21 protein-coding genes and 1 tRNA gene are annotated in these 22515 nt (G+C 63.1%); 9 read left to right on the top strand and 13 right to left on the bottom strand.

The features are described from left to right. Window positions 1-10: 10 nt before the first annotated feature. From ACYG9R_RS06905 to chvE, 6 genes are all read right to left on the bottom strand, one after another. Window positions 11-286 (bottom strand): hypothetical protein, encoded by a 276-nt coding sequence (locus ACYG9R_RS06905; RefSeq protein ID WP_023823721.1) that lies wholly within the window; start codon window positions 284-286, stop codon window positions 11-13. Continuing rightward, window positions 286-459, bottom strand: a complete 174-nt coding sequence (locus tag ACYG9R_RS06900; RefSeq protein WP_023703435.1) for a hypothetical protein — start codon at window positions 457-459, stop codon at window positions 286-288. Before ACYG9R_RS06900 ends, ACYG9R_RS06905 begins: the two co-directional genes overlap by 1 nt. A 25-nt stretch (window positions 460-484) precedes the next feature. Next, window positions 485-1480 (bottom strand): AraD1 family protein, encoded by a 996-nt coding sequence (araD1, locus tag ACYG9R_RS06895; RefSeq protein WP_023669636.1) that lies wholly within the window; start codon window positions 1478-1480, stop codon window positions 485-487. A gap of 202 nt (window positions 1481-1682) precedes the next feature. Beyond that, a complete protein-coding gene (gene mmsB / locus ACYG9R_RS06890; RefSeq protein WP_023669637.1) occupies window positions 1683-2969 on the bottom strand; it encodes a multiple monosaccharide ABC transporter permease in 1287 nt (428 codons plus the stop codon). Continuing rightward, complete coding sequence (mmsA, locus tag ACYG9R_RS06885) at window positions 2966-4498, bottom strand: multiple monosaccharide ABC transporter ATP-binding protein (RefSeq protein WP_031195625.1); 1533 nt, start codon at window positions 4496-4498, stop codon at window positions 2966-2968. The genes mmsB and mmsA overlap by 4 nt, the downstream gene beginning before the upstream one ends. A gap of 152 nt (window positions 4499-4650) precedes the next feature. Continuing rightward, entirely contained in the window at window positions 4651-5721 is a 1071-nt protein-coding gene (chvE, locus tag ACYG9R_RS06880) for a multiple monosaccharide ABC transporter substrate-binding protein (protein WP_023681943.1), read from the bottom strand. Window positions 5722-6015: 294 nt separating this feature from the next. Here chvE and ACYG9R_RS06875 point away from each other — a divergent pair, with 294 nt between their 5' ends. Continuing rightward, window positions 6016-7023 carry a LysR family transcriptional regulator gene (locus tag ACYG9R_RS06875; protein ID WP_023669640.1) on the top strand — a complete coding sequence of 336 codons (1008 nt, stop codon included), beginning with the start codon at window positions 6016-6018 and terminating at the stop codon, window positions 7021-7023. A gap of 4 nt (window positions 7024-7027) precedes the next feature. Here ACYG9R_RS06875 and ACYG9R_RS06870 read toward each other — a convergent pair. After that, window positions 7028-7101, bottom strand: a tRNA-Gly gene (locus ACYG9R_RS06870). Window positions 7102-7281: 180 nt separating this feature from the next. Between ACYG9R_RS06870 and ACYG9R_RS06865 the strand changes: the two genes are divergently transcribed. Beyond that, a complete protein-coding gene (locus ACYG9R_RS06865; protein WP_023823720.1) occupies window positions 7282-7545 on the top strand; it encodes a DUF6460 domain-containing protein in 264 nt (87 codons plus the stop codon). Between the two features lie 67 nt (window positions 7546-7612). Here ACYG9R_RS06865 and ACYG9R_RS06860 read toward each other — a convergent pair whose 3' ends face one another. Continuing rightward, window positions 7613-8515 carry a histone deacetylase family protein gene (locus ACYG9R_RS06860; RefSeq protein WP_023740733.1) on the bottom strand — a complete coding sequence of 301 codons (903 nt, stop codon included), beginning with the start codon at window positions 8513-8515 and terminating at the stop codon, window positions 7613-7615. Between the two features lie 217 nt (window positions 8516-8732). Between ACYG9R_RS06860 and ACYG9R_RS06855 the strand changes: the two genes are divergently transcribed. Beyond that, window positions 8733-10070: an MATE family efflux transporter gene (locus ACYG9R_RS06855; protein WP_023696686.1), complete on the top strand. Its 1338-nt coding sequence runs from the start codon at window positions 8733-8735 to the stop codon at window positions 10068-10070. Here the strand turns inward: ACYG9R_RS06855 and ACYG9R_RS06850 are convergent. Next, entirely contained in the window at window positions 10067-11137 is a 1071-nt protein-coding gene (locus ACYG9R_RS06850) for a quinone-dependent dihydroorotate dehydrogenase (RefSeq protein WP_023823719.1), read from the bottom strand. The two genes, ACYG9R_RS06855 and ACYG9R_RS06850, sit on opposite strands and share 4 nt — an antisense overlap. Continuing rightward, a complete protein-coding gene (locus ACYG9R_RS06845) occupies window positions 11134-11484 on the bottom strand; it encodes a DUF952 domain-containing protein (protein WP_023669645.1) in 351 nt (116 codons plus the stop codon). The genes ACYG9R_RS06850 and ACYG9R_RS06845 overlap by 4 nt, the downstream gene beginning before the upstream one ends. Window positions 11485-11589: 105 nt before the next feature. Here ACYG9R_RS06845 and ACYG9R_RS06840 point away from each other — a divergent pair, with 105 nt between their 5' ends. Both ACYG9R_RS06840 and ACYG9R_RS06835 read left to right on the top strand, forming a co-directional pair. Next, complete coding sequence (locus tag ACYG9R_RS06840; protein WP_023669646.1) at window positions 11590-12024, top strand: hypothetical protein; 435 nt, start codon at window positions 11590-11592, stop codon at window positions 12022-12024. Between the two features lie 117 nt (window positions 12025-12141). Next, the gene (locus tag ACYG9R_RS06835) at window positions 12142-12801 is read left to right on the top strand and encodes a response regulator transcription factor (protein ID WP_023688678.1); all 660 of its coding nucleotides are present in this window, start codon (window positions 12142-12144) and stop codon (window positions 12799-12801) included. Window positions 12802-12867: 66 nt separating this feature from the next. Here the strand turns inward: ACYG9R_RS06835 and ACYG9R_RS06830 are convergent, their stop codons facing one another. Further along, window positions 12868-16371 carry a PAS domain-containing hybrid sensor histidine kinase/response regulator gene (locus ACYG9R_RS06830; protein WP_023823718.1) on the bottom strand — a complete coding sequence of 1168 codons (3504 nt, stop codon included), beginning with the start codon at window positions 16369-16371 and terminating at the stop codon, window positions 12868-12870. Window positions 16372-16622: 251 nt separating this feature from the next. Here ACYG9R_RS06830 and mscL point away from each other — a divergent pair, with 251 nt between their 5' ends. Further along, window positions 16623-17042: a large conductance mechanosensitive channel protein MscL gene (mscL, locus tag ACYG9R_RS06825; protein ID WP_023681933.1), complete on the top strand. Its 420-nt coding sequence runs from the start codon at window positions 16623-16625 to the stop codon at window positions 17040-17042. Between the two features lie 159 nt (window positions 17043-17201). Then, entirely contained in the window at window positions 17202-18368 is a 1167-nt protein-coding gene (locus ACYG9R_RS06820) for a pyridoxal phosphate-dependent aminotransferase (RefSeq protein ID WP_023699525.1), read from the top strand. Window positions 18369-18386: 18 nt separating this feature from the next. Here the strand turns inward: ACYG9R_RS06820 and hemA are convergent, their stop codons facing one another. Then, a complete protein-coding gene (hemA, locus tag ACYG9R_RS06815) occupies window positions 18387-19664 on the bottom strand; it encodes a 5-aminolevulinate synthase (protein WP_023699526.1) in 1278 nt (425 codons plus the stop codon). Window positions 19665-19943: 279 nt separating this feature from the next. On the opposite strand from hemA, the gene galE reads away from it, so the two are divergent. Both galE and ACYG9R_RS06805 read left to right on the top strand, forming a co-directional pair. Next, window positions 19944-20939, top strand: a complete 996-nt coding sequence (gene galE, locus ACYG9R_RS06810) for a UDP-glucose 4-epimerase GalE (RefSeq protein ID WP_023669652.1) — start codon at window positions 19944-19946, stop codon at window positions 20937-20939. A gap of 97 nt (window positions 20940-21036) precedes the next feature. Further along, entirely contained in the window at window positions 21037-22287 is a 1251-nt protein-coding gene (locus ACYG9R_RS06805; protein WP_023681930.1) for a D-amino acid dehydrogenase, read from the top strand. Window positions 22288-22294: 7 nt separating this feature from the next. On the opposite strand, the gene ACYG9R_RS06800 is transcribed toward ACYG9R_RS06805, so the two are convergent. After that, window positions 22295-22504, bottom strand: coding sequence for a hypothetical protein (locus ACYG9R_RS06800; protein ID WP_031203497.1), 210 nt, complete (start codon window positions 22502-22504; stop codon window positions 22295-22297). Window positions 22505-22515 lie beyond the last annotated feature (11 nt).

Genomic DNA, 22515 nt, shown 5'->3' with positions numbered 1-22515 from the left:
CCCGCCGGAGTCAGCCGCGAAAGAGATACTCTTTCGCGGCGCCAAGGCAGGCATGAAAATGGCCGATAAACAGCAGTTCGCGTGCGGCCAAACGTTTCCTGCCCCAAAAGCCTTCGGTCAGTTTGACCTCGTCGAGCGAAGCGTTTGAGCCGCGCTTCAACGGGAACAACTGCTTGTCGAGGCAACCGAGGACATGGGCCTTGGCGGAGTCGATGCCGCAGACCTTGCCATTGTTGTTCAGCCTGTCGGTGCGAAGCGCTGATGTCATGTGATCCGTGTTGCGCATCAGAAAGTCACCTGGGCTTTCGAATAGCCGGTTGCCAGAAGACGGCTCGTCATCGCCAAACGGGCTTCACGATAGGACTTCGGGCTGCACTGGCCGGCGCTAAAGGCCACCGACGGTTGGGTCAGGAACAGGGCCACGCCCGTGAACACAATGACAAGCCGCATTCCGTTCATTCCGGCTCCCAAATGTGATGCTGCCTCAAAGCGCCTTCACCGCCACCTTCACCGGCTGCTCGATCTCCAGCGGGTTGCGCAGCGGCAGGCCGAAATCCCCGGCCTCGATCTCGAACACGTCGCCGGCCTGAGTCTTGATGCCGTCGGCAAAGGACAGCGTCGCCGTGCCGAACATGTGCACATGCACGTCGCCCGGCTGGCGGAAGGCCGAATATTTGAAGTGATGATGTTCGAGATTGGCGATTGTGTGCGACATGTTCGCTTCGCCCGACAGGAACGGCTTTTCCCACAGCAAATTGCTGTCGCGATAGATTCGCGATGAGCCCCTGACGTCGGCCGGCAGGTCGCCGATCAGGATTTCCGGCCCGAACGAGGCGTTGCGCAGTTTGGAATGTGCCAGGAACAGATAGTTCACCCGCTCGGTAACATGATCGGAAAACTCGTTCGACAGCGTGAAGCCGACGCGGAACGGCGCGCCGTCGTCGCCGATGACATAGATGCCGGCGATTTCCGGCTCCTCGCCGGCGTCCTGCGCAAAGGCCGGCGACATCAGTGCGGCGCCCGGCGCCACCGCCATGGTGCCGTTGCCCTTGTAGAACCATTCCGGCTGCACGCCGGTCTGGCCCTTGGCCGGCTTGCCGCCTTCGAGCCCCATGCGGAACATCTTCATGGAATCGGTAAGCTGCTCCTCGCCGCCATCGCTGAGCTTCTTGTGCATGGAATCGCGCGTCGCCGCCGAGCCGAGATGGGTCAGGCCGGTGCCGGTCAGATGCAGATGCGCAGGATCGGGATGGTTGATCGGCGACACCAGCCGGCCCTTCTTGTAGACGGCGTCGAGGTCTATCGCTTCACCGAACCCCTTGCGCTCGATCAGCGCGGCGAGGCCCGTTCCGGTGCGCGCGGCTTCCATGGCCAGCGAATAGACGCTGCGGGCGCCGTTGATGATCCTGGTCTTGCCGCCGCCATTGCGGGCGACGACGCGGATGGTCTCGGCGTCGTCGAGGATCTGGGAGATTAGCATGATGAAATCCTCTCTCATGTGCCTTGGCCGGGTTGCCCCTTGGCAAACCTTGACCTGCGCGGCTCGGACCTCGCCGCGCCACGGGTTGAACTCTTCGTCCGGATTGCGCTCGCGAGCTCCATCCCTCGGGGGACTTCTTATGCCGACAACTTGCCGGCTGCACCGCGACCGTATGCCTCCTGCTTGCCTCGCCTGAAGCTTGTCAGGCCTTGTTCTTATTGTAGACGTCGAAGATCACGGCGCCGAGCAGCACCAGGCCTTTGACCACCTGCTGCCAGTCGACATTGACGCCCATGATCGACATGCCGTTGTTCATCACGCCCATGATGAAGCCGCCGACGACCGCCCCGATGACCTGGCCGACGCCGCCCATCGCCGAGGCGCCGCCGATGAACACGGCGGCGATGACGTCGAGCTCCGAGCCGAGACCCGCCGCCGGGACCGCCTGGCCCAGACGAGCCGCGATGATCAGGCCGCCAAGCGCCGACAGCACGCCCATATTGATGAACACCATCAGCGTCAGCCGCTCGGTGTTGATGCCCGACAGCTGCGCCGCCTTGGGATTGCCGCCCATGGCGTAGATGCGCCTCCCGATGGTCATGCGCTTGGTGACGAAGACGAACAGCGTGATCAGCACGCCCATGACCAGCAGCACCACGGGCAGGCCGCGGTAGCTGGCAAACTCATAGACCAGGAACAGCGCCAGCGCGCTGGCGACCAGCGTCTTGACGACGAACAGGGTGAAGGGCTCGGCCTCATAACCATGGCGTTCTCGTTTGCGCCGGGTGCGGACCCCGAAATAGGCATAGGCGAGCACGGCGATCAGCCCCAGCACGACCGTCGTCATGTGCAGGGTCACGCCGCTGCCCATGATGGTCTTGCCGGCTGCGTTCACGACCGGCGGGACGAGCGTCAGTGGGCCGATCACATCCGGGATGAAGCCGGAGCTGAGCATCTTGAAGTCGTCGGGAAGCGGACCCACCGACGAGCCGCCGCCAAGCAACGCCTGGCAAATGCCGCGGAAGATCAGCATGCCGGCCAGCGTGACAATGAAGCTCGGTATCCGGTGATAGGCGATCCAATACCCTTGCGCGGCGCCGATCAGGCCACCCGCGACCAGGCAGACGATCGAAACCACCAGGGGATTGCTCAGCGGTCCGAGTTGCCAGATGACCATCATGTTTGCCGCCAGCGCGCCAATGAAACCGGCGACCGATCCGACGCTGAGGTCGATATAGCCCGATACGATCACCAGCAGCATGCCCAGCGCCATCACGATGATGAAGGAGTTCTGCTGCACCAGATTGCTGAGGTTTACCGGCTTGAACAACGTCCCCGACGTGGTGAACTGGAAGAACAGCATGATGACGATCAGGGCTATGATCAGTCCGTATTCGCGTAAATTCGTCGCCAGCGCCGAGACGGCGATGCGCGGGCGCTGTTCGTCGGCGACGTTGCCCTGCGGGGCGGGGGCGCTTTCGGTGCTCATGCTGCTTTTCCTTCTCCCCGGACGATGGCGCGCATTATCTTTTCCTGGCTTGCTTCCGCCGCCGGCATTTCGCCCACCATGCGCCCTTCGTTCATGACGTAGATGCGGTCGGTAATCCCCAGCAATTCCGGCATTTCCGACGAGATGACCACGATCGCCTTACCCTCCGAGGCAAGGCGCGCGATGATCGTGTAGATTTCATACTTGGCGCCGACATCGATGCCGCGTGTCGGCTCGTCGAGGATCAGCACGTCAGGGTCGGCAAACAACCATTTCGACAGCACCACCTTCTGCTGGTTGCCGCCGGAAAGATTGCCGGTCATCTGATAGACGCTGGACGCTCGGATATTGGTCTTCTTGCGATAGTCGTTGGCGACCGCAAGTTCGCGCATGTCGTCGATCACGCTGTGGCGCGACACGCCGTCGAGATTGGCCAGCGTAATGTTATGCTTGATATGGTCGATGAGGTTGAGGCCGTAGGTCTTGCGGTCCTCGGTGACATAGGCGATGCCGTGTTGGACCGCCTTGCTTACCGATGAGACATCGACCGGCTTGCCCTTGAGCAGCACTTCGCCGGTGATGCGGCGGCCATAGGAGCGGCCGAACAGGCTCATGGCGAATTCGGTGCGGCCGGCGCCCATCAGCCCGGCGATGCCGACCACCTCGCCCTTGCGCACATTGATGTCGATGCCCTTGATCACCTGCCGCTCGGCATGGAGCGGGTGATAGACCGACCAGTTCTTCACCTCGAACACGACTTCGCCGATCTTGGGCTCGCGCGGCGGATAGCGGTCGTCTAGCGAACGGCCGACCATCGAGGTGATGATGCGGTCTTCGGAGATATCCTTCTTGGCCAGCGTCTCGATGGTGCGCCCGTCACGGATGACGGTTACCTTGTCGGCGACCCGGTTGATCTCGTTGAGCTTGTGCGAGATCAGGATCGAGGTCATGCCTTGCCGCTTGAATTCGAGCAGAAGATCGAGCAGCGCCTGGCTGTCTCTCTCGCTGAGCGAAGCGGTCGGCTCATCGAGGATTAAAAGCTTGACGTCCTTGCTCAGCGCCTTGGCGATCTCGACCAGCTGCTGCTTGCCGACGCCGATATTGGTGATCAGTGTCTTGGGGTCCTCCTTGAGGCCCACCTTCTTCAACAGGGCAGCGGTGCGCGCCTCGTTGGCATCCCAGTCGATGACGCCGTATCGGGCGTTTTCGTTGCCGAGGAAGATATTTTCGGTGATCGACAGCATCGGCACCAGCGCTAGCTCCTGGTGGATGATGACGATGCCCTTGTGTTCGCTGTCATGGATACCTTTGAACTGGCATTCCTGACCCTGAAAAATGATCTGGCCGTCATAGGTGCCGGCGGGATAGACGCCCGACAGAACCTTCATCAGCGTCGACTTGCCGGCGCCGTTCTCGCCAACCACGGCGTGGATCTCGCCTTCTTCGACGCTGAGGTTGACGTTCGACAGCGCCTTCACGCCGGGGAACGTCTTGGTGATGTCGCGCATCTCCAAAATCGTCGTCATCAGGGCAAGCTCCTCCTGTTGCATGTCGCTCCAAAGTGCTTGCGGTTTGAGGCAACGACATGCACGCAAACTAAGTCCGGTAGAAACAATACCGGGGTCGCTTGTGAACGGAAAGGGGTCCTGCGTCGCGCAGGACCCCTGTCTTTATAAACGGATTACTTCAGTTCGTCGGCCTTGATGTAGCCGGAGTCGACGACCAGTGCCTGGTAGTTCGACTTGTCGACCTCATGCGGCGTCAAAAGGATCGAGGGGACGACCTTGACGTCGTTATTGTAGGTCTTTTCATCGAGGCCGTCCGGCTTGCCGCCCGAGAGCACCTTGTCGACGAGTTCGACGGTGGCCTTGGCCAGTTCGCGGGTGTCCTTGAACACGGTCGAGTATTGCTCGCCCGTGATGATCAGCTTGACCGAAGCGGTCTCGGCGTCCTGGCCGGTCACGATCGGCCACGGCTGGGCGTCGGTGCCGTAACCGACGGCGCGCAGCGAAGCGGTGATGCCGCGCGACAGGCCGTCATAGGGCGAAAGAACGCCATCGACGCGGCTGCCGTCCGAGTAGTTGGCCGACAGCAGGTTGTCCATGCGCGCCTGGGCGGTGGCGGCGAGCCAGCGCAGCGTGCCGACCTTGTCCATGCCGGTCTGGCCGGACTTGATCTTGATCGAGCCGTCATCGATCAGCGGCTGCAGCACCGAGATTGCGCCGTTGTAGAAGAAGAAGGCGTTGTTGTCGTCCGGCGAGCCGCCGAACAGTTCGACGTTCCACGGCTTGGTGTTCGGGAAGCGCTCCTTGAGGCCCTTGACCAGCGAGTTCGCCTGGATCACGCCGACGCCGAAATTGTCGAAGGTGGTGTAGTAATCGACATTGGCGGTCTTCTTGATCAGGCGGTCATAGGCGACGACGACGACGCCGGCGTCAGCGGCCTTCTGCAGCGCGTCCGACAGGGTCGTGCCGTCGATCGAAGCGATGATCAGCGCCTTCGGGCCCTTGGTGATTTCGTTTTCCAGCTGGCTGAGCTGGTTGGGGATGTCGTCCTGCGCGTACTGCAGGTCGACCGTGTAGCCGAGAGCTTCGAGCTGGGACTTGACGGCATCGCCGTCATTGATCCAGCGCTGCGAGGTCTTGGTCGGCATCAGCACGCCGACAAGACCCTTGTCGGCTGCGTGCGCCGAGTAGGTCATGGCAGCGATGCCAAGGGCCGCGACGGCGGCCAGTGTCTTGATGATTTTCACGTAAAACTCTCCCTGGTTGATGGACGCGACACCTCGGGGCTTCGCGGGCCGCGCAGTCGGGCGGATGCACCAAAGCGCCGCCGCCGTCATAATCGATCTCCGGTATCCTCCCAATCGGCCCTCAGTCTTGATTTAAATCGATACGATTTTGCTCGTCATCGACCGTCAAGTCTTGAGGACGCGCGAAAGTGTGACCCTTTGCCATAACTGTCAAATGCGATCTTCGGTGGTTGCTATACCAAAACCGGTATATGACTAAACCGGGCTGGAACAGTGGCGGAAGCGGGAAAAGGCATGGCGGCTTTACGAGGTCCTCAGGGAATTTCAAGCGGTTACGATGAATTGCCGGGCGATGGCGAGACACTTCTGCGTAGCGGCTTGAGCCTGCGTCACATGCGCATGATCGCAGCACTCGACGATCACGGTCGGGTGAGTGCTGCCGCCCAGGTGATGAACATCTCGCAGCCGGCGGCCTCGCGCATGATTTCCGAGATGGAAGCGGTGCTCGAGGTGAAGCTCTGCGAAAGGCTGCCGCGCGGCATCACACTCACCCCTTACGGCAAGGCGCTGGCCCGGCGCGCGCGCTCGATCCTGCTCGAAATGCGCGAGGCCGACCGCGAAATATCGGAGCTCAAGGCCGGCAAGGGCGGCTCGGTGTTCCTTGGCGCGGTGACGGCGCCGGCGATCGAACTGGCGGTCCCGGCGATCCGCGAGATACGCCGCCTCTATCCGCGCATCGAGATTACCATGCAGGTCGAGACGTCGAATGTGCTGGCGCGCGAACTGATCGCCACGCGCCATGATTTCATCATCGCCCGTGTTCCCGAAGACCTCAATCCGCGCCTGTTCGAATCCCGTGTCATCGGCGTCGAGAAGGCCTGCCTGATCGTGCGTCGCGGCCACCCGCTGAGCAATGGCCATCCTCTTAACAATGGGAGGGCGGTGCGGCTGGAGGACACCGCCGCCTTCGACTGGGTGTTCCAGTCGGGCGGGTCGCCGCTGCGCCAGGCGATGGAGAGCAATTTCCTGAACCGCAACATCGCCCTGCCGGACCGCATCCTCAACACCTCGTCGCTGCTGCTCACACTGGTCATGGTGGCGCAGTCCGACGCCATCGCCCCGGTGTCGATCCAGGTGGCAAAATTCATCCAGAACCCCGACGGTCTCGCCGGCGCCATCGATGTCGTCCAGACCGAGTTCGACATCGAGGTCCGCCCCTACAGCCTGATCACGGTGAAGAACCGCGTCCTGTCGCCGGCAGCCAAGATGCTGCACGATTTTATCTTGCGGGAGGTGGGATAGGAACTGGAGCGGGTAGAGGGAATCGAACCCTCGCGTTCAGCTTGGGAAGCTGACAAGCTACCATTACATCATACCCGCGTCGGCCTCTCGATATCATGATGGGCGTGCTTCGGGCAATCGCCCTTGGACAGCTCTTCGGAAACGGCTGTTGGAAACCCGACCGATTGCGCCGGTCCGCCTGCCTTGATGCGGGCGCAGCAAGTGCGTATTCGTGGGTTTGTACCCCGAATCCGGGCACACCAATCTGGAGGCAGGCCCTTGTCCACAGTGACGCGCTTTCTCGGTGACTCGCCCGTCAGGGTGATCATCAAGCTGCTGGTCGTGTCGTTCCTCGTCGGCCTGGTCGTGAATGCGTTCGGCTGGACGCCGATGGACGTCTTCTACCGCATCCAGGGTTTCTTCATCGATCTGTGGAATCTTGGCTTCAACGCGGTCTATCGCTTCTTGGGCTATATCCTGCTCGGCGCCGCGATCGTCGTGCCGGTGTTCATCCTGCTCAGGCTCGCGAACTACCGGAAGTGAAGCGGACCACGATCCCGAAAAGTGGCAACCGGTTTTCGGAAAAGATTGTGCTCAAACCAAAGGCCACTCAGGCAAAGTCCGACGCCACCTCGAACAGGATGGCGTGGCGCGCCGCGAGCGCTGCGACATCGGTCGAATAGCCGCCGCCGATGACACCGCAGACCGGGATGCCCAGCGCGCGGAAATGACCGATCACCATGGCGTCGCGGGCACGCACGCCGTCATCGCTGAGCGATAGCCGGCCGAGCCGGTCCTCGGCATGCACGTCGACACCGGCATTGTAGAAGACGATGTCCCAGTGCGCCTTGGCCGAGAGCTCCGGCAGGAGGACACCCAGCCGTTCGAGATAGGCGCCATCGCCGGTGCCGTCCGGCAGGGCAACGTCGAGATCGGAGGCAATCTTGCGCACCGGATAATTGCGCTCGCCATGCATGGAAAAGGTGAACGCGCGTGGCTCGTCTTTCAGGATGTCCGCGGTGCCGTCGCCCTGATGCACATCGAGATCGACGATCAGGATGTTTTTCACCGCGTCTTGGGCTAGCAGCACCAGCGAAGCGACGGCAACATCGTTGAAGGTGCAGAAGCCCGCGCCTTGCGCGCGCCGCGCATGGTGGCTGCCGCCGGCGCTGTTGCAGGCAATGCCATTGATAAGCGCCAGTCGCGCCGCCAGCACCGTGCCGCCGGCGGCGAGTTGCGCCCTGAGCGAAACGCGCGGTCCCACGGGAAAGCCGATCTCGCGCTCGATCTTTTCAGGCACTGAACACGTGATGACCTGGTCGACATAATCAGCCGCATGGGCGAGCTTCAGCCAGGAGGCCGGCGCCGGCTCGGGCATCGACAGCGCCCCCGCATGGATCAGACCCCTGATATGCAAGGCCTGCATCAGCAGCGGATATTTGCTCATCGGAAAGCGATGATTGACGGCGAAGCCGGCATCGTAGTCGGGATGATGGACGATCTGCAGGGGCATGGCTAAAGCAATTCCAGGAAAAGTGTGCAGCGGTTTTCCCGGGAGAAGCGCGTAGCGCTTCCCCTTGGGAATTGCTTAAAACCAGTACTCGGATCCGGCGGGCTCGCGCCAGAAGAACATTTCGGTTGGCCGTCACGGCAAGAGTGATTGCGCGGTGGCCGGAAAATGGGGCACATCGGCTGTTCGATCAAGCCGCAATCAGCAAGGCAGCAGTCCCCTGGACACGGGTGCAATCCCAGCCGACGCGAGACCCTTCGCCGTCACCAACCGTTCGGTGCTCGCCATCGCCGTGCCGATGACGCTCGCCTATCTGACGACGCCGCTGCTCGGCATCGTCGACACGGCGGTGGTCGGGCAGTTCGGCGATGCCGCCCTGCTCGGCGGCCTGGCGGCCGGGGCGCTGGTCTTCGACGTGGTCTTCAGCACCTTCAATTTCCTGCGCTCCGGTACCACCGGCCTCGTCGCCCAGGCGTTTGGGCGCGGCGACGAACTGGAGGAGCAGGCGGTGTTCTGGCGCGCCGTGCTGATCGCGGTCGCCGCCGGCATCGTGCTTGTCGTCCTTGCGCCGCTGATTGCCATCGCCGGCCAGAAATTCATCGGCGGCGAAGCGCGCGTCGGCGAGGCGATGGGCGTCTATATCCACATCAGAATGCTCGCCGCCCCCTTCACGCTGATCAACTACGCCATCCTCGGCTATGTCCTTGGACGCGGCGAGGGCGGGCTTGGGCTGATGCTGCAGGCGGTGCTCAACGGCATCAACATCGTGCTTTGCATCCTGCTCGGCCTGAAGCTTGGCTGGGGCGTCGCCGGCGTGGCCTGGGCGACCGTCACCGGCGAATGTCTGGCCATGCTGCTGGGTCTCGCCATCGTTGTCTGGCGCTTCCGGGCCGCACCCCGCCTGCCGCGGCATCGCCTGCTCGACATGCCCGCTTTCCTGCGCATGCTGTCGCTCAACCGCGATATCATGATCCGCTCGTTCTCGCTGCTCGCCGCTTTCGCGCTGTTCACCCGCCAGGGCGCGCAGTTCGGCACGCTGACGCTGGCCGCCAATGCCGTGCTGATGAACTTCTTCCTCGTCGCCGGCTATTTTCTCGACGGTTTCGCCACCGCGGCCGAACAGTTGGCGGGACGCGCGATCGGCGCACGTGCCGAGACGGCGTTCCGCCGGGCGGTACGTCTGACCTTATTCTGGGGGTTCGGCCTCGCCGGAACCGCCACGCTGATCTTCTGGCTCGGCGGCGCCGGCCTGATTTCGTTGATCACCACGTCGCCGGATGTTCGTGCTGTTGCCGACATCTATCTGCCGTGGGCGGCACTGACACCGCTGAGCGGCGTGCTGGCCTTCCAGATGGACGGCGTCTTCATCGGCGCTACCTGGTCGCGCGACATGCGCAACATGATGCTGGTGTCGTTCCTGGCCTTCAGCGCCGCATTGTTCAGCTTGGCGCCGTCTCTCGGCAATCACGGCCTGTGGGCGGCGCTGCACGTTTTCCTGCTGGTGCGCGGCTTCAGCCTGCTGGCCATCCTGCGGCTCCGGTTGCGCACGGCGTTTTAGAGCGGCCTGGCAGCCCACTGATCGAGCCGGCTGTCGCGCAGTTCGCGCAATGATTTCAGCCGCTCCTTGTCGGCAAATCGCACCATCCCGGCAAGGATGCGCCCCGGCAGCGCCGGCCCGGCATAGATCATGCCGGTGTAGAGCTGGACGAGATCGGCGCCGGCGCGGATTTTCTCCAGCGCGTTCTCGGCCGAATCGACGCCGCCGACGCCGATAATGGCGCGCTCCGGCCCGAGCAATTTGCGCATCTTGGCCAGCACGATGGTCGAACGCTCGAACAGCGGTTTGCCGGAGAGCCCGCCGGTCTCGCTGGTGGCGCTACGCAATCCGGTTCGCGCCAGCGTCGTGTTGGAGACGATGACGCCGTCAATCTGCTTCTCGCTGACTTCGGCGGCGATGTCTTCAAGCTCGGCCTCGACCAGATCGGGCGCGATCTTGAGGAAGAGGGGCGGCTGCGCCGAAGCTGCTGCACGCACCGACATGACCCGAGACAACAGTTCGCCGAGCTGTTCGCGCGCCTGCATGGTGCGCAGGCCGGGCGTGTTGGGCGACGAGATGTTGACGGTGAGATAGCTGGCGTATTTCGCAAAACGGGAAACGCCCAACTCATAGTCACGGACACGATCGGCGCTGTCCTTGTTGGCGCCGATGTTGACGCCGACAATGCCGCCGCGTCCCTGGCGCGCGGCAAGGCGTTTTTCCGCCGCCTCGTGGCCCTCATTGTTGAAGCCCAGGCGGTTGATCACCGCATCATCCTCAGTCAGCCGGAAAATGCGCGGCTTCGGACTGCCGGCCTGCGGCAGCGGCGTCACGGTGCCGACTTCGGCAAAGCCGAAGCCGAGGCCAAGCAGCGCGTCGGGCACCTCGGCGTTCTTGTCGTAGCCTGCGGCCATGCCGAGCGGATTGGGGAAGGCGATGCCACAGAGGCTGAGCTTCAACCTGTCGTCGCGCACCGTCCGCGCGCCGACCGGCAGACCGCATCGCAGCGCCGCGATCGACATGCCATGCGCCGTTTCCGGATCGAAGGTGAACAGCAGTTTCTGGCCGATGCGATCGAACACGATCATTCGGCCTCCAGCGCCGGGAATTGATGGGCGCCGTCGGCCCCGAGCGGCAGTGGCCGCACCCACAGCACGGCGCTCATATCGAGCACGCCATAGAGATGCGGGAACAGCGCGCCGCCCCGCGAGACCTCGTATTTCAGCGCGTCACCGAGCAGCGCCCCGTCGATGGCGATCAGCAGCAAATCCATCTGGCCGGCGAAATGCTTCGCCGCCGTCTCCCTGACCTGATCAGCGGTGGAGAAATGGATGAAGCCGTCGGCGATATCGATCGGAGCGCCGGTGAAACGGCCGTTTTTCTCGGCCTCGCGCCAAAGCGCTTCGGGCGCGATCTTGTAGATAATCTGAGACATGGTTGCGCTATAATCCGAACCGATCATGCGGGGAAGGGCAACTCGTCCGCATTTACGGCGCAAAGCTGTGATAGGTTGCGCATACTGGCTCGTGGAGGATGGAACATGCGTCTGCAGCACATACTGATCCCCGCCGCACTGGTCTCGCTGGTTGCGGCATCGGCCTGGTCCGAAGAGACCGACCGCTACCGGCTGGAAAAATCGGCCAACGGCTATGTCCGCATGGACACCCGGACCGGCGCCATGTCGATCTGCGAGGAGCGCTCCGGCCAGCTCGTCTGCAAGATCGCGGCCGACGAACGCGCTGCCTTCCAGGACGAGGTCGATCGTTTGCAGTCCTCGATGAAGGCCATGGACGAACGCGTCACCAGGTTGGAGAATTCGCTGTCGGCCCGTCTCGAATCGAAATTGCCGAGCGAAGAGGATTTCGACAAGACGATGAGCTATATGGAGCGCATGCTGCGCGGCTTCATGGGCATCGTCAAGGAGATGGACAAGGATAATGGCGACGGCGCCAAACTCAACTCGCAAAAGACCTGAACTGCCCGGCGGGGAAATGCCCCGTCCGGCCATTGCCGCTTGAAACAAAGCGCTTCGCCGCATAATCGTCCGGTCCCGTAAAAGCCGATAATCAATAAGGGATTTGGGGAGGAACATTTGCCGTCGGGCTACACCTTCGTCATTGCCGACGACCATCCGCTGTTCCGCGGCGCCTTGAAAGAGGCGCTTGCCGGCGTCGGCGATGTCGCCGCCATTCACGAGGCCGGCGATTTCGAAAGCGCCAAGGCGCTGGTCGTGGCCCATGAGGATGTCGACCTCGTGCTGCTCGATCTGTCGATGCCGGGCGCCAGCGGCCTGTCCGGCTTGATCGCGCTGCGCGGCATCCACCCGGCGGTGCCCCTTGTGGTGGTGTCGGCGCATGACGACCCGGTGACCATCCGGCGTGCGCTCGATCTCGGCGCATCCGGCTTCATCTCCAAATCGGCCAGCATGGAGGAAATCCGCAGCGCTGTGCAATCGGTGCTGGCAGGCGATATCGCAGCCCCCGTCGGCATCGACCTCGGCGTCGAGCGCGACCCGGAAATATCCGACCTGATCAAGCGGCTGCAGGCGCTGACACCGCAGCAGACGCGTGTCCTCGGCATGCTGGCCGAAGGCCTGCTCAACAAGCAGATCGCCTACGAGCTCAGCGTCTCCGAAGCGACGGTCAAGGCGCATGTTTCGGCCATCCTGCAGAAACTCGGCGTCGACAGCCGCACCCAGGCGGTGATCCAGCTGTCCAAGATCGGCAGCGATCCGCTGCAGCCGGCGGGCTAAAGCTATTCCAGGAAAAGTGCGTAGCGCTTTCCCTTGGGAATTGCGTAAAACAAAAAGATAGAAACTCTACTCGGCCGCCGACGCCAGCGGCCTGACCCTTGCCATCATCGAACGCAGCACCGCCGGCTTCAGCGGCTTGTTGATCACCGGCACGTCCAGGGCGGCGGCAGCGGCACGGACCTCGGTGGAGCGGTCGGCGGTGACCAGCACGGCCGGCAGGTCCGAACCATGGATGTCACGCAGGCGGGCGATGATGTCGAGGCCGCTTCTGCCATCGAGATGATAGTCGGCAAGCACGATGTCGGGACGATCGGCCCTGCCAAAATCCTCCGGACCCGAAAACGTGCCGATGCTGCAGCCCCAGCCCTCGAGCAGAAGCCGCATGCCGTCGAGGATGCGGGCGTCGTTGTCGATGCACATGACGCGCAGGCCGGCCAGCGAATTCGCGGTGCGGGCAGGCGCCTTCGGCTCGACCTCGCGCCGCGGCGCCTCAACCGCCGCAACCGGCAGGATAACGGAAAAGCGCGTACCCTTGCCCGGGTTGGAAAAGATCTGGATCTCGAGCCGCAGCACCCGCGCGATGCGGTCGACGATGGACAGGCCAAGGCCGAGACCTTCGGCCTCGCGCACGCCTTCGTCCAGCCGGGTGAACTCGTTGAAGACCGTGTTCAGCTTGTCGCCGGCAATGCCGATGCCAGTGTCGATCACCTGGATCTCGGCGAGTTCGCCGCGCCGTCGCACGCCGACCAGGATGCGGCCATGGGGGGTGTATTTGATGGCGTTGGAGACCAGGTTCTGGATCAACCGGCGCAGCAAGTTGCGGTCCGTCATCACGCCGAGCGACGAGGCCATGATCTTCAGATCGAGTTTCTTTTCGGCGGCGAGCGGCTGGAAGTCGTTGCCGATCTGGCGCAGCAGCCCGTCCAGGCGGAAGGCGCTGTCGTCTGGTTTCATCGCGCCGGCGTCGAGGCGGGAAATGTCGAGCACGGCGCCCAGGATCGTCTCGACCGACTCGAGCGAGGATTCGATGTTGATAGCAGCCTCCCCGGCCGGGCCCTTGCCGGCCTTTTCGATCAGCGACGAGCAGTAGAGACGGGCGGCGTTCAGCGGCTGCAGGATGTCGTGGCCGGCGGCGGCGAGGAAGCGCGTCTTGCCCAGATTGGCCTCCTCGGCCAGCATCTGCGCCTGCGCCAACTCCTCATTGACCCGGGTCAACTCCTCGTTGACTCTAGTCAGTTCGATGGTGCGCGTCTTGACCCGCTGCTCCAGCGATTCATTGGCCCGCTTCAGCGCCAAATCCTGTTCGACGCGTCCTGATATGTCGGCATAGGTGGCAACGATGCCACCGTCCGGCATCGGGTTGGAACGCAGTTCGAGGATTCGGCCACTGGTCGTCAACTCCATCTGCCATGGGCTGACGAAGCTGGTCAGCCGGTTGAGCATCGCCACGCGCTGGTCGGCCGGAATATCGCCGCGCTCGGCGAGGTGGCGCAGGATGCGGTCGAGCGAGACGCCGACCTGGCCCATCTCGTCGGGCAGGTCGAACAGCGCGCGATATTGTCTGTTCCAGCAGATCAGACGAAAATCGCGGTCGAATACGGTGATGCCCTGCTCCATCTGGTCGAGCGCGATCTGCAGCAGGTCGCGATTGTGCTGCAGCGCTTCGGTGGCGTCGTCGAGCAGGCGAAAGGCGTCCTTGGACTCGCGGTCGTTGCGGCGAAACAGCAGCGACAGGATCAGCCGCGCCGAAGACGAGCCGACCGCGCTCGCCAGCAGCTGCTCGGAAAAGCGGATGACATCCATGCTGGCCTGCTCATTGCCGTGCAGCGAGACGCCATTGCTTTTCTCGAAGGATTGGAAGGAGCGCTCGGTGCGCTCGACGCCGAGGTAGCGCGAGATGGTGTCCTTCAGCACGTTGACGGTGATGGCGGTGCGGAAGCGGCGCAGGCTGGGCATCGGGCCGGATTCGCGCGGCACGAAGATCGACGCCTGGATCCGCTCCAGCGGCACTGACGCGCGCGACAGCGAGCCGAGCACGAAGAACAGCGTGTTGACCGACAGGCTCCAGAGCACGCCGTGGTTCAACGGTTCGGCGACGGTGCCGAACAGAGCCTGCGGCCGCAGCGCCTCGAAACCGAACAACCCCTGCACGACGATGTCCGCGTCGGCTGCCGAGAGCGACGGCAAAAGCAGCGTATAGCCCCAGACGAGGATGCCGGCGACCATGCCAAGGGCCGCGCCGCGGCCATTGGCGCCGCGCCAGATCAGCCCGCCGATCAGCGCCGGCGCGAATTGGGCGATTGCCGCGAACGACATCAGGCCGATCGACGACAGCCGCGCCGAGTTGGTGCTTTCGCGGTAGTAGAGGAAGGCGATGAACAACAGGATGAAGATGGCGCCGCGCCGCACGTTGAGGATCAGCGTCGACCAATCCTCATTCTCAGAGGTCGTGGTCTTGAGCAGGCGGCGCACGAACAGCGGGATGACGAGGTCGTTGGAGATCATGATCGACAGCGCCACGCTTTCGACGATCACCATGGCGGTCGCCGCCGACAGCCCACCGATGAAGGCGGCCATGGCGAGGAAGTCATGGCCGCCGAACAAGGGCAGCGCCAGCACATAGAGGTCACTGGTGGTTTTGGCGCCGACCAGCGCCAGGCCGGCGAAGGCGATCGGCAGCACGAACAGGTTTATCGCCACGAGATAGAGCGGAAACACCCAGGTCGCGGTGCGCAGTTCGGCCTCGCCGCGGTTCTCGACGATGGTGACGTAGAACTGGCGCGGCAGCATGATAATGGCAAAGCCGCTCAGGCAAGTCAGCACCAGCCAGGTGGCGAGCGAGGTGTTGTAGCCCATGGCTTGCCGCACCTGGCTGTTTTCGGCCAGCTTGTCGATCATGTCGCCCGGGCCACCGAAGATCAGGAAGGTGACCATCAGGCCGATCGCCAGGAAGGCGGCGAGCTTGACCACGGTTTCGACCGCCACCGCCAGCACCAGCCCGTCCTGGTGCTCGGTGGCGTCGGCATGGCGGGTGCCGAACAGCACCGCAAACAGCGCCAAGAGCATGGCCACCACCAGCGAGATGTCGCTGACGAAGGGATCGAAGGAGGGCGGCGATCCCGTATAATGCTCGACCATCAGGCCGACCGAACCGGAGATCGCCTTCAATTGCAGTGCGATATAGGGCACCGCGCCGATGGTGGCGATCAGCGTGGCGATCGCCGAGACGGCAAAGCTCTTGCCATAGCGGGCGCCCAGGAAGTCGGCGATCGAGGTGATCTTCTCGCTCTTGGCCAGCCGCACGATGCGATTGAGCAGCGGAAAGCCGAACACGAACACCAGCACCGGGCCGGTATAGATGCCGAGAAATTCGAGGCCGCGCTCGGAGGACAGGCCGACCGAGCCGAAAAAGGTCCAGGAGGTGCAGTAGATGGCGAGGCTGAGTGCATAGATGAAGGGCCGGGCGTGGCCGGGTCCCGACGCCGTCGACCGCCGGTCGCCAAGGCTAGCGATGGCGAACAGCAGCGTCACATAGGCCACGGCAATGATGACGATGAACCAGCCCTGCACGGCCCGAAAATCCTCCTCGGCCAGCTTTCACCCCGGCCTGCCCAGAGGCAATCACAGCTCTAAGGTCAAGTCCATCGCGGCTTTCGGCGCATGGTCGCGACGCTGCCCTGTCGAACCGTGAACCAAGGTAAGGAGAAAGCGGTGTTTTCCAGCTTTTGCTTCTGTTGCAACCGCAGGTTTTTGTTATGGTGCGCACGGGCCGACGCCGGAGGGACGGCGGCAGCGCGGTCCGTCATGACAAGGAGGGTCGAATGCTGAAAGAATTCCAGGAATTCATTTCCAAAGGAAATGTGATGGACCTTGCGGTCGGCGTCATCATCGGCGCGGCCTTCAGCAAGATCGTCGATTCTCTTGTCAACGACATCATCATGCCTTTCATCGGCGCACTTGGTGGCGTCGACTTTTCCAACTACTTCATAGGCCTCTCATCAACAGTGCATTCGACCAATCTTGCCGACGCGCGTAAGGAAGGCGCGGTGTTCGCCTACGGCAATTTTATCACCGTGGCGCTGAATTTCGTCATCCTGGCTTTCATCATCTTCCTGATGGTCAAGGCCGTGAACAACATGCGCAAGCGGCTCGAGCGGGAGAAGCCGGCCGCACCTGCGGCTCCGCCGCCGGCTGACGTCGCACTGCTCACCGAAATTCGCGATCTCCTCGCCAGGAAATAGACAAGGCCAGATTTCTGGACCAAAACCCCGGTCGTTCGCGGCCGGGGTTTTCTGTTGCCGCATCTGCTAAGACCATCCGCCAATGCATGTCGCCCAGAAGTGTGCAGCGGTTCTGGGATAACGACATGCATCAAAGCAGACATCAAAACGGATCTGTCCATGACCCTGATCGATAGCTTGCGCGGCGAAGCGGTGGCCGCCCCCGAAAGCGGCATTGTCGCCGTCGTCAATTACGGCCGTACGCGCGAGGGCATGATCCCGCTCTGGGCCGGTGAAGGCGATTTGCCGACGCCTGCCTTCATTTCGGAAGCCGCCGCCAAGGGGCTCGCCAATGGCGAGACCTTCTATACTTGGCAGAAAGGCATTCCGGAGCTGAGGCAAGCGCTTTCTCGCTACTATGCCAGGCATTTCGGCAAGAGCTTCGCCGAAGAGGAATTCATCGCCACCGGTTCCGGCATGCATGCCATTCAGTTGGCATTAGCCGCGGTCGCCGGCAGCGGCGACGAGGTGGTCTATCTCTCCCCGGCCTGGCCGAATTTCGCCGCCGCCGCCGGTATTTCCGGCGCTACCCCGGTTGCGGTCACGCTCGACCAGTCGGGCAATGGCTGGTCCTGCGATGTCGACAAGATTGCAGCTGCGGTGACGCCGCGCACCAAGGCGCTGTTCGTCAACACGCCATCGAACCCCACCGGCTGGACGGCCGATAAGGAAACGCTGCAGGCGATCCTGAATCTCGCCCGCCAAAAGGGCCTGTGGATCATCGCCGACGAGATCTATTCGCTGTTCCACTACGGCCACGGCCGTGCGCCGTCCTTCCTCGACATTTCGACCGCGGAAGACCGCATCCTGTTCGTCAACTCCTTTTCCAAGAACTGGGCGATGACCGGCTGGCGCGTCGGCTGGATCAAGACCCATCCCGAGCTGCAGCAGGTGTTCGAGAACCTGATCCAGTATTCGACCTCAGGCGTCGCCCAGTTCATGCAGCGCGGCGCCGTCGCGGCGCTGGACCACGGTGATGCGTTCATCGTCGAACAGGTTGAGCGGGCGCGAAAGGCGTGCGACCTGGTCTGCGATATTCTCGGCGCAACCGGCAAAGCGCGCTTCACCGTGCCGCAAGGCGCGTTCTATTTGTTTTTCACGGTCGACGGCATCACCGATCCGCGCCGGGCCGCTTTCGACATCGTCGACAAGGCCAATGTCGGCCTGGCGCCGGGCACCGCCTTCGGCCCTGGCGGAGAGGCGTTTTTGCGCCTGTGCTTCCACCGCCGCCTCGACCAGCTCGAGGAAGCGGCACATCGCTTGGCGGGATGGATGAGGACGGTTTGAGATAAATGGGCGGCGGCTTCAGCCGCCCGACTTCGGCACAAGCAGCGGCACAATCCGGTCGCTCTTGGCGACAGTGGGCCGCCCTGCGGAGCCATAGGGAATGCCGAGCGCATCCCATGTCTCGACCAGCGCGTCCTGAAGTCCCGCAATCAGCGCATCGGTATGGAACGGCGTCGGCGTGATGCGCAGCCGCTCGGTGCCGCGCGGCACGGTCGGATAGTTGATCGGCTGGATGTAGATGCCGTGCACGCCGAGCAGACGGTCGCTGGCCATCTTGCAGAGTTCGGGGTCACCGACCAGCACCGGCACGATATGCGTCGGCGATTCCATCACCGGCAGGCCGGCTGCAGAAAGAACCTCCTTGGTCCGCGATGCCTGCTGTTGCTGCGCATCGCGCTCGGCTTGCGAGCGCTTGAGGTGACGGATGGACGTGGTGGCGGCGGCGGCGATCGCCGGCGGCAGCGCCGTGGTGAAGATGAAGCCCGGAGCATAGGAGCGCACCGCGTCGATGACGGCGCTGTTGCCGGCGATATAGCCGCCCAGCGTGCCGAACGCCTTGGCCAGCGTGCCTTCGATGATGTCGATACGGTCGGCCAGCCCCTCGCGCTCGGTGATGCCGCCGCCGCGCGGTCCGTACATGCCGACGGCATGGACCTCGTCAATATAGGTCATGGCGTTGTAGCGTTCGGCCAGTTCGACGATCTGCTTGATCGGCGCGATGTCGCCATCCATCGAATAGACGCTCTCGAACACGATCAGCTTGGCGCGTTCGCGGCCCGCCACCTGCAGCAGGCTTTCGAGATGCGCGACGTCGTTGTGGCGGAAAATCTTCTTTTCGGCGCCCGAGCGCCGTACGCCTTCGATCATCGAGGCATGGTTCAACTCGTCCGAAATGATCAGGCAATTGGGCAAAAGCCGCGCAATGGTCGAGATCGAAGCCTCGTTGGAGACGAAGCCGGAGGTGAAGACCAGCGCCGCTTCCTTGTCGTGCAGGTCGGCCAGTTCCAGCTCGAGCTCGACGAGCGGGTTCGAGGTGCCGGAAATGTTGCGGGTGCCGCCGGCGCCCGAACCCATCTTGCCGGCTGCATTCTGGAACGCGGCAATGACATCGGGGTTCTGGCCCATGCCGAGATAGTCGTTGGAGCACCAGACGGTGATTTCCTCGGCGCGGCCGTTTGAACGCCAGATGGCGCGCGGAAACTTGCCGACAATGCGCTCGAGATCGGCGAAAACCCGGTAGCGCCGCTCGGCGTGGAGCTGGTCGATCGCTTCCTCGAAGAACCGCTGATAGTTCATGTCGCCTTCCCAGTTTTGCGCGGGATCATAATCGTTGGGCCATTCGTCGTCCACCGGGCCGTTTTGGTCAAAATGCCACGCCCCAAGCCTGTTCCTAACGATGCCAGATCGTGGCCTATTCCCTTGATGTGGATCAATTTTGTTTCCGTACGATGCCACAGGCCGGTGAGACTGTTACGGATTTAACATTCAGGCGTTTCTAATGGCCTTGCCGCAGGCTTTCCAGTAAGGCGGTGATTGAGACAGTTTCCGATAAATCATGAGTAAAAGAGGACGCGGATGACAGTTTTGGTAACGGGCGGCGCCGGCTATATCGGCAGCCACATGGTCTGGGAACTGCTGGATGCCGGCGAGAGCGTCGTCGTTCTCGACCGCCTTTCCACGGGCTTCGAATGGGCGGTAGCGCCGGAAGCCAAGCTTGTCGTCGGCGATGTCGCCGATAGGGAATTGGTCGGCCAGATCATCCGGGATAACAAGGTCGACGCGATCATCCACTTCGCCGGTTCCATCGTGGTGCCGGAATCGGTTGCCGATCCGCTCGCCTATTACGAGAACAACACCTCCAAGACCCGCACGCTGATCGAAACCGCCGTGCGCGAGGGCGTGCCGCATTTCATCTTCTCCTCGACCGCCGCCGTCTATGGCGGCGCCGGCCTGGAGCCGGTGCGTGAGGATGCCCGCCTGGCGCCGGAATCGCCCTACGGCCTGTCCAAGCTGATGAGCGAATGGATGCTGCGCGATGCAGCGCTTGCGCATCCCTTGCGCTACACGGCGCTGCGCTACTTCAACGTCGCCGGCGCCGATCCCAGGGGCCGGACGGGGCAGTCGACGCCTGGCGCCACGCATCTGATCAAGGTCGCCTGCGAGACCGCGCTCGGCAAACGCCCCTTCATGCAGGTGTTCGGCACCGATTATCCGACGCCGGACGGCACCTGCATGCGCGATTATATCCATGTCAGCGACCTGGCTGCGGCCCACCGGCTGGCGCTGCAGCGCCTGCGCGCCGGCGGCGGCAGCCTCGTCGCCAATTGCGGCTACAGCCACGGCTATTCGGTGCTCGAGGTCATCGACAGCGTGCGGCGCGCCTTCGGCCGGGATTTCGAGGTCAAGATGGGCGACCGGCGCCCCGGCGACGCCGCCGCCGTGGTTGCCAATTCGGACCTTGCACGCGCCGAACTCGGCTGGACCCCGCAACGCGACGACCTCGACCAGATCGTCGCCGATGCACTCGCCTGGGAGCGTATCCTCACCGGCAAGAACTCCGCGCGGGGCTGAGCCGGGCACTTCCGAGGGCTCGCAAGGCGCGCGGCGAAGCGCTATTGAAGCAATGGCGGTGCGGCGTGGAGGCGCTGTGCCGCGAAGAGGGGGTGGCATGAAGATAACGGTGCTTGGAGCCGGCGTTGTCGGTACCGCGGCCGCCTATTATCTGGCCGCCGACGGCCATGAGGTCACCGTGATCGAGCGCCATCCGGCGCCGGCGCGCGGCACCAGCCAGTCCAATGCCGGTCTGGTGTCGCCGGGCGACGCCACCGCCTGGGCCTCGCCGGCGGCGCTGAAGACCTTCCTGCGCGCTCTCTGGAACCATGATCTCGGCATCAAGGTCAGGCTGCGCTTCGACCCCTATTTCCTCGCCTGGAGCCTGCGCTTCCTGCGCCAGTGCACGGTGGAGCGCCTGCGCGCCAACAGCCAGGTCAAACTGCGCCTGGCGCTCTATTCGCGCGACTGCATCAACGCGCTCTCCGACGCCACCGGCATCCACTATGACGAGCGCAAGAAGGGCATTCTTTATTTCTTCCGCTCGCAGCACAGTCTCGACACCGGCACCGACAACTACCAGTTTCTGGCAAAGCATGGCCTGCCGATCGAGATCGTCGGCCGCGACCGGCTGGTCGAACTTGAGCCCGGGCTCGCCGGAGTGAAGGTAAAGATCGCCGGCGGCGTTTATTCGCCAATCGACCAGACCGGGGATTCCAGGATATTCGTCGATGGGCTGGCCGCCTATGCCGCCGAAAAGCTCGGCGTCAGATTCCTGTTCGACACCACGGTCGAGGGGCTCGACATAGAGGGCGACTGGGTGCGTGCGGTCATGACGTCGGCCGGCCCGGTGACGGGCGACGCCGTCGTCATCGCCATGGGCCCCGAGAGCGGCCTGATCGGCCGCCGCTACGGTATCGACCTGCCCGTCTATCCGGTTAAAGGCTATAGCGCGACCATCCCGCTGGAGGACGAGAGCAAGGGACCGACCATGGGCGGCGCCGACGAGGACCGGCTGGTTGGTTACTCCAGGCTCGGAAACCGCCTGCGCATGTCCTCGACAGCCGAGTTCACCGGCTTCGACCGCAGCTTCAAGCCCAGCGACTTCAAGTCTATGCTGAGCACCGGCAAAGACCTTTTCCCTGGCGCTTTCGACGAGAAGAAGGCGCTGTTGTGGGCAGGTCTGCGGCCGATGATGCCCAACTCGGTGCCGGTCATCGGCAAGGCGAAATACAAGAACCTTTACCTCGACACCGGCCACGGCCATGTCGGCTGGACCATGGCCTGCGGCTCGGGCAAGTTCCTGGCCGACCTCGTCGCCGGCCGCAAGCCGGAGATCGACCCGCAAGGGCTGGTCTACGGGAACTGAGGGAGCTCTAGTCGTCGTGTTGGCATCGAGTCCATTCGCCGTGCACCCATTCGGCAAGCCATCCGCGCTCAAGCTGGCCAATCTGTGCCAAGTTTTCCTGCCTGGAGGTCAAATGGCCGAGACCGATAACTTCGAAATCTCCACAGTCCGCGGGATGATCATGTTCGCCGCAGGTCAGTTGCCACTCACCATCGAAATGATGAACGACCAGCGTCACCGGCCTCTCCG

The organism is Mesorhizobium sp. RSR565B (genome assembly GCF_054719465.1).
This window is presented reverse-complemented; position numbering and strand designations above follow the sequence as displayed.

Excerpts from the sequence above, each read along its gene's own strand:
- ACYG9R_RS06875 (WP_023669640.1), top strand. The coding sequence starts at position 6,016 with ATGGCGGCTTTACGAGGTCCTCAGGGAATTTCAAGCGGTTACGATGAA.
- ACYG9R_RS06820 (WP_023699525.1), top strand. The coding sequence starts at position 17,202 with ATGACCCTGATCGATAGCTTGCGCGGCGAAGCGGTGGCCGCCCCCGAA.
- ACYG9R_RS06860 (WP_023740733.1), bottom strand. The coding sequence starts at position 8,515 with ATGCCCCTGCAGATCGTCCATCATCCCGACTACGATGCCGGCTTCGCC.
- galE (WP_023669652.1), top strand. The coding sequence starts at position 19,944 with ATGACAGTTTTGGTAACGGGCGGCGCCGGCTATATCGGCAGCCACATG.
- ACYG9R_RS06900 (WP_023703435.1), bottom strand. The coding sequence starts at position 459 with ATGAACGGAATGCGGCTTGTCATTGTGTTCACGGGCGTGGCCCTGTTC.
- hemA (WP_023699526.1), bottom strand. The coding sequence starts at position 19,664 with ATGAACTATCAGCGGTTCTTCGAGGAAGCGATCGACCAGCTCCACGCC.
- ACYG9R_RS06840 (WP_023669646.1), top strand. The coding sequence starts at position 11,590 with ATGCGTCTGCAGCACATACTGATCCCCGCCGCACTGGTCTCGCTGGTT.
- araD1 (WP_023669636.1), bottom strand. The coding sequence starts at position 1,480 with ATGCTAATCTCCCAGATCCTCGACGACGCCGAGACCATCCGCGTCGTC.
- mmsB (WP_023669637.1), bottom strand. The coding sequence starts at position 2,969 with ATGAGCACCGAAAGCGCCCCCGCCCCGCAGGGCAACGTCGCCGACGAA.
- mscL (WP_023681933.1), top strand. The coding sequence starts at position 16,623 with ATGCTGAAAGAATTCCAGGAATTCATTTCCAAAGGAAATGTGATGGAC.
- ACYG9R_RS06805 (WP_023681930.1), top strand. The coding sequence starts at position 21,037 with ATGAAGATAACGGTGCTTGGAGCCGGCGTTGTCGGTACCGCGGCCGCC.
- ACYG9R_RS06905 (WP_023823721.1), bottom strand. The coding sequence starts at position 286 with ATGCGCAACACGGATCACATGACATCAGCGCTTCGCACCGACAGGCTG.
- ACYG9R_RS06845 (WP_023669645.1), bottom strand. The coding sequence starts at position 11,484 with ATGTCTCAGATTATCTACAAGATCGCGCCCGAAGCGCTTTGGCGCGAG.
- ACYG9R_RS06850 (WP_023823719.1), bottom strand. The coding sequence starts at position 11,137 with ATGATCGTGTTCGATCGCATCGGCCAGAAACTGCTGTTCACCTTCGAT.